Origin of the sequence: Streptomyces celluloflavus (assembly GCA_000720995.1) — a bacterium.
GTDB classification, from domain to species: domain Bacteria; phylum Actinomycetota; class Actinomycetes; order Streptomycetales; family Streptomycetaceae; genus Streptomyces; species Streptomyces celluloflavus.
The window spans coordinates 1-4268 of record JOEL01000107.1 but is presented as its reverse complement, the minus strand read 5'-3'; the positions used below and the strand labels follow the sequence as shown (position 1 = coordinate 4268).

5 protein-coding genes are annotated in these 4268 nt (G+C 71.9%); 4 read left to right on the top strand and 1 reads right to left on the bottom strand.

Annotated features, from left to right (window positions below; all coding sequences use genetic code 11):
* Together IH09_RS35945 and IH09_RS35940 are read left to right on the top strand one after the other, a co-directional pair.
* Positions 1 to 963, top strand: a 963-nt coding sequence (locus IH09_RS35945) for a hypothetical protein (RefSeq protein ID WP_205379329.1), incomplete at its 5' end; no start/stop codon positions are given.
* 15 nt (positions 964 to 978) lie between these two features.
* On the top strand, positions 979 to 1191 hold the full coding sequence (locus IH09_RS35940; RefSeq protein ID WP_052861952.1) for a hypothetical protein: 213 nt from the start codon (positions 979 to 981) through the stop codon (positions 1189 to 1191).
* Positions 1192 to 1277: 86 nt separating this feature from the next.
* Here the strand turns inward: IH09_RS35940 and IH09_RS35935 are convergent, their stop codons facing one another.
* The gene (locus IH09_RS35935; RefSeq protein ID WP_052861950.1) at positions 1278 to 1985 is read right to left on the bottom strand and encodes a FadR/GntR family transcriptional regulator; all 708 of its coding nucleotides are present in this window, start codon (positions 1983 to 1985) and stop codon (positions 1278 to 1280) included.
* Between the two features lie 177 nt (positions 1986 to 2162).
* On the opposite strand from IH09_RS35935, the gene IH09_RS35930 reads away from it, so the two are divergent.
* Positions 2163 to 2678 (top strand): gluconokinase, encoded by a 516-nt coding sequence (locus tag IH09_RS35930; protein ID WP_052861949.1) that lies wholly within the window; start codon positions 2163 to 2165, stop codon positions 2676 to 2678.
* 64 nt (positions 2679 to 2742) lie between these two features.
* A complete protein-coding gene (locus tag IH09_RS35925) occupies positions 2743 to 4167 on the top strand; it encodes a GntT/GntP/DsdX family permease (RefSeq protein ID WP_052861948.1) in 1425 nt (474 codons plus the stop codon).
* Positions 4168 to 4268: the final 101 nt, after the last annotated feature.

Sequence of the window (4268 nt, the reverse complement as noted above, 5' to 3'; positions counted from 1 at the left end):
GGGGTGCGGTGGGGCTGTCGGCGGGTGGGTGGGGATGTTTCCTGGGTGCTGGACGTGTGTGCCGGGCCGGAGGTGGTGGATCGTCCCGGGGGTCGTGCGCTGGGGCGGGGTCTCGCTGGTGCGCTGGGGCGGCCGGTGCTCTTCGAGGGGGCGGTGCGGTCGTCGCGGCCCGGTGCGTACTGGGTCGCCACCCCGGCGGGGCGCACCGGTCGCGTCCGGCTGTACGGTCCCGGGGAGGTGGCGGACCGGGAGGGGTTCGTGCTCGGTGCGGCCGAGCTGCCGATTGCCCAACTGCCGCACGTACCGGTCGACTTCGACTATGAGGTGATCGGGGACGCGGCCGGGGGTCGGGGCTTCGCGGAGACGCTGCGGGCCGTCGTCGTGGCGCTGCGCGAGTGCTGCCCCGGGGCCGAGCTGGAGCTGCGTGGTTCGCTCGCCGGGGAGGGGGCCGACCGCTACAGCGATATCGACCTGCGGTGGACGGTGCCGGCCGAGCGGTTCGCGTACTGCGTGGCGCGGGTCGGGGAGCGCCTGGACGCGGTCCTGCCGGTGCTCTCGGCGCGCAGCGGCCCCGACGCGTGGCGGACGCCCGACCGGCGGTTGCTGTTCTTCTTCTTCCGCGGCGGTTCGCTCTTCCGGCGCCTCGACCTGGAGATCCGGGCAGCCGGGCCGGGGCCGGTGGGGGCCGCTCCCCCCGGTGGCGGCTGGCCGGTTCCGGTCAGTGCGCTGGCCAACGCCCTGGGCGCGGTCAAGGCCGTCAGGCGGGGGCGGTCCGCCGAGGAGATCCGGGGGCTGCTGGACCGGGCGTTCGCGCGGCTCGGGTCGGCGGACCGGGCCACCGGCCGCTGGGCCGAGGACGTGGTGCGCCTGGTGGACATGGCCGAGCGGGCGGACCCCCGGGCGCCCGTCGTACGGGCCCTGGCCGCCCGGATCAGGTACCTCGTGGCCGTCGAGTTCCGCTGAGTCACAATGTTCTCCATGTCCTCACCCCGCCGCGCGTGCCCCGTCTGCACCCGAGAGATCGCCGTCGTCGGCGGCCGCTTCGCCCGTCACGACCCACCCGGCCGCCGGACGATCCTGGAGCTGATCTCCTGCCCGGGGTCGCGCCGGATCGCCCCGCTGATGGCCCCCGCCGAGAAGCTCTTCGACCCGGAGGAGCCGCCGACCCCGGGGCAGCAGCCGTTGTTCTGAGCGGGCGCGCGGCCGTCCCGACGGCACCCGGGCGGGCTTTCCGCACCGCCCGGGGGAGCGGGGAGGGGGAGCGCCCCGACCGCCAACTACGGTGCCAGGACGTCCAGTTCGGCCATCGCGCCGATGGTGATCTCGCGGGTGAGTTCCTCGGCGCGCCGGGCGTCCCGGGTGCGTACCGCCTCGGCGACCTGGACGTGCAGGGTGACCGCGGCCGGGTCGGGGTCGGTGAACATCACATGGTGCTGGGTGCGGCCGGTCAGTACCGCGGCGACCACATCGCCGAGCCGGGCGAACATCTCGTTGCCGGAGGCGCGCAGCACCACCCGGTGGAAGGCCGTGTCGTGCACCAGATAGCCGTCGAGCTGCTGGCCGCGTGAGGTGGCCACCATGCCCATCGCGTGCTCGGTGAGTTCGGCGCACTGCGCGGGGGTGGCGTGGCGGGCGGCCAGGCCCGCCGCGACCGGTTCGACGGCCGAGCGCAGTACGGTCAGCGAACGCAGCTGCCGGGGGCGGTCCCGGCCGGCCAGCCGCCAGCCGATCACCCGCGGATCGTAGACGTTCCACTCCTCCGTCGGGCGGACGGTCACCCCGACCCGGCGGCGGGAGGCGACCAGCTGCATCGACTCCAGGACCCGGATCGCCTCGCGGATGACCGTCCGTGAGACGTCGAAGCGCTGCGCCAGCTCGTCGGTGCGCAAGACCGTGCCCGGAGGGTAGTCGCCCGCGGTGATCGCGGGTCCCAAGGACTCCAGCACCCGGCCGTGCAGCCCCTTCCCCGTCCCCTCGAATTCCATGGCCTCAGCCTACGTTCCGCCTTCGGACGCCGGACGGCCCGCATCGGGAGGTGAGGATGCCGTACCGGCCACTACCCATTAAGTATGATGTTTACATCACAGACTCTTGAATACGTCGTACTCCATAGGTTTCAGTGGGGGACGCACGAGGTCAAAGAGGACAGCGAGGTAAGCGGCATGAGCACCCCCCATGTCATCGTCGTGATGGGCGTGGCCGGCACCGGCAAGACGACGATCGGCCCGCTCGTGGCCGCCGAACTGGGCGTGCCCTACGCCGAGGGCGACGATTTCCACCCGCCGGCCAATATCGCCAAGATGTCGGCGGGCACCCCGCTGGACGACGGTGACCGAGGCCCATGGCTGGACGCCATCGGCGCCTGGGCGCACGGTCGGGCCGGACAGGGCGGCGTCGTCAGCAGCTCCGCGCTCAAGCGCGCCTACCGCGACCGGCTGCGCGCCGCCGCCCCCGACGTGGTCTTCCTGCACCTCACCGGCGACCGCGCGCTGATCGAGCGGCGGATGGCCGAGCGCAAGGGCCACTTCATGCCCACCGCGCTGCTGGACTCCCAGTTCGCCACGCTCGAAGTGCTCGGGTCCGACGAGGCGGGCGTCGCCGTGGACGTGTCCGGCACCCCGCAGGAGATCGCCCGGCGGGCCGTCACCGCCCTGCGGCAGCTGGACCGGGCCGCGTAACCCGCCCGGCGTCCACTCCTTCCCCCTTCTCCCCTTCCCCCTCCGTCCAACCTAGGGAATCGCCGTGACACATCTCAGCGTCGAGATGCTCGCAGCGGACGCGACCGCGCCCATCACCTCGGCCGGTCACGCGCAGCTGGGCATCGCCGTCCTGGCCGGTATCGCCGTCATCGTCCTGCTCATCACCAAGTTCAAGCTGCATGCCTTTCTGTCGCTGATCATCGGCTCGCTGGTGCTCGGGGCGGTCGCGGGCGCACCGCTCGACAAGGCCATCGCCAGCTTCTCGTCCGGTCTGGGCGCCACGGTCGCGGGCACCGGCGTGCTGATCGCGCTCGGTGCGATCCTCGGCAAGCTGCTCGCCGACTCCGGCGGCGCGGACGAGATCGTCGACACCATCCTCGCCAAGGCGAGCAAGCGGGCGATGCCGTGGGCGATGGTGCTGATCGCCGGCATCGTCGGCCTGCCGATCTTCTTCGAGGTCGGCATCGTGCTGCTGATCCCGGTCGTGCTGCTGGTCGCCAAGCGCGGCAACTTCTCGCTGATGCGGATCGGCATCCCGGCGCTGGCCGGACTGTCCGTCATGCACGGTCTGATCCCGCCGCACCCCGGCCCGCTGGTCGCCATCGACGCGGTCGGCGCGAACCTCGGCGTCACCCTCGCGCTCGGGGTGGTCGTCGCGATCCCGACCGCGATCATCGCGGGCCCGGTCTTCTCCCGCTACGCGGCCCGCTGGGTGGACATCCGGCCCCCGGAGAAGATGCTGCCGACCGCCGGTGACACCCCGGACGCCACGACGCGCGCCGCGGCGGACCGGGACCTGCGCCCCGGTTTCGGCGTCACCGTCGCCACCGTGCTGCTGCCGGTCGTGATGATGCTGGCCAAGGCGCTGGTGGACATCGTCATCGACGATCCCAAGGACGTCACCCAGCGGGTCTTCGACGTCATCGGCTCGCCGCTGATCGCGCTGCTGACCGCGGTCGTCGTCGCGATGTTCACGCTGGGCCGGCCGGCCGGTTTCACCAAGGGCCGGATCGCCACCACCGTCGAGAAGTCGCTCGGCCCGATCGCCGGTGTGCTGCTGATCGTCGGCGCGGGCGGCGGCTTCAAGCAGACGCTGGTGGACGCGGGCGTCGGCCAGATGATCCTGGAGATCTCCAAGGACTGGAACATCTCCACCCTGCTGCTGGCCTGGCTGATCGCGGTCACCATCCGCCTCGCGACCGGCTCCGCCACGGTGGCCACCATCTCCGCCGCCGGGCTCGTCGCCCCGCTCGCCGCGGACCTGAGCACCACCCACGGCGCACTGCTGGTCCTCGCCATCGGCGCCGGCTCGCTCTTCTTCAGCCATGTCAACGACGCCGGCTTCTGGATGGTCAAGGAGTACTTCGGTATGAACGTCGGCCAGACGCTGAAGACCTGGTCGGTCATGGAGACGCTGATCTCGGTCGTCGGGATCGTGTGCGTACTGCTGCTGTCGTTGGTCGTCTAGCGGCAATACCGGTGACTTTGGTGGTTTGGGGTCGTTGGGTGGGGTGTGCCAAGGCCCGGACAGGTGAAGTCGTCAGCGGACGAGCGGCTTTCGGATCGGAT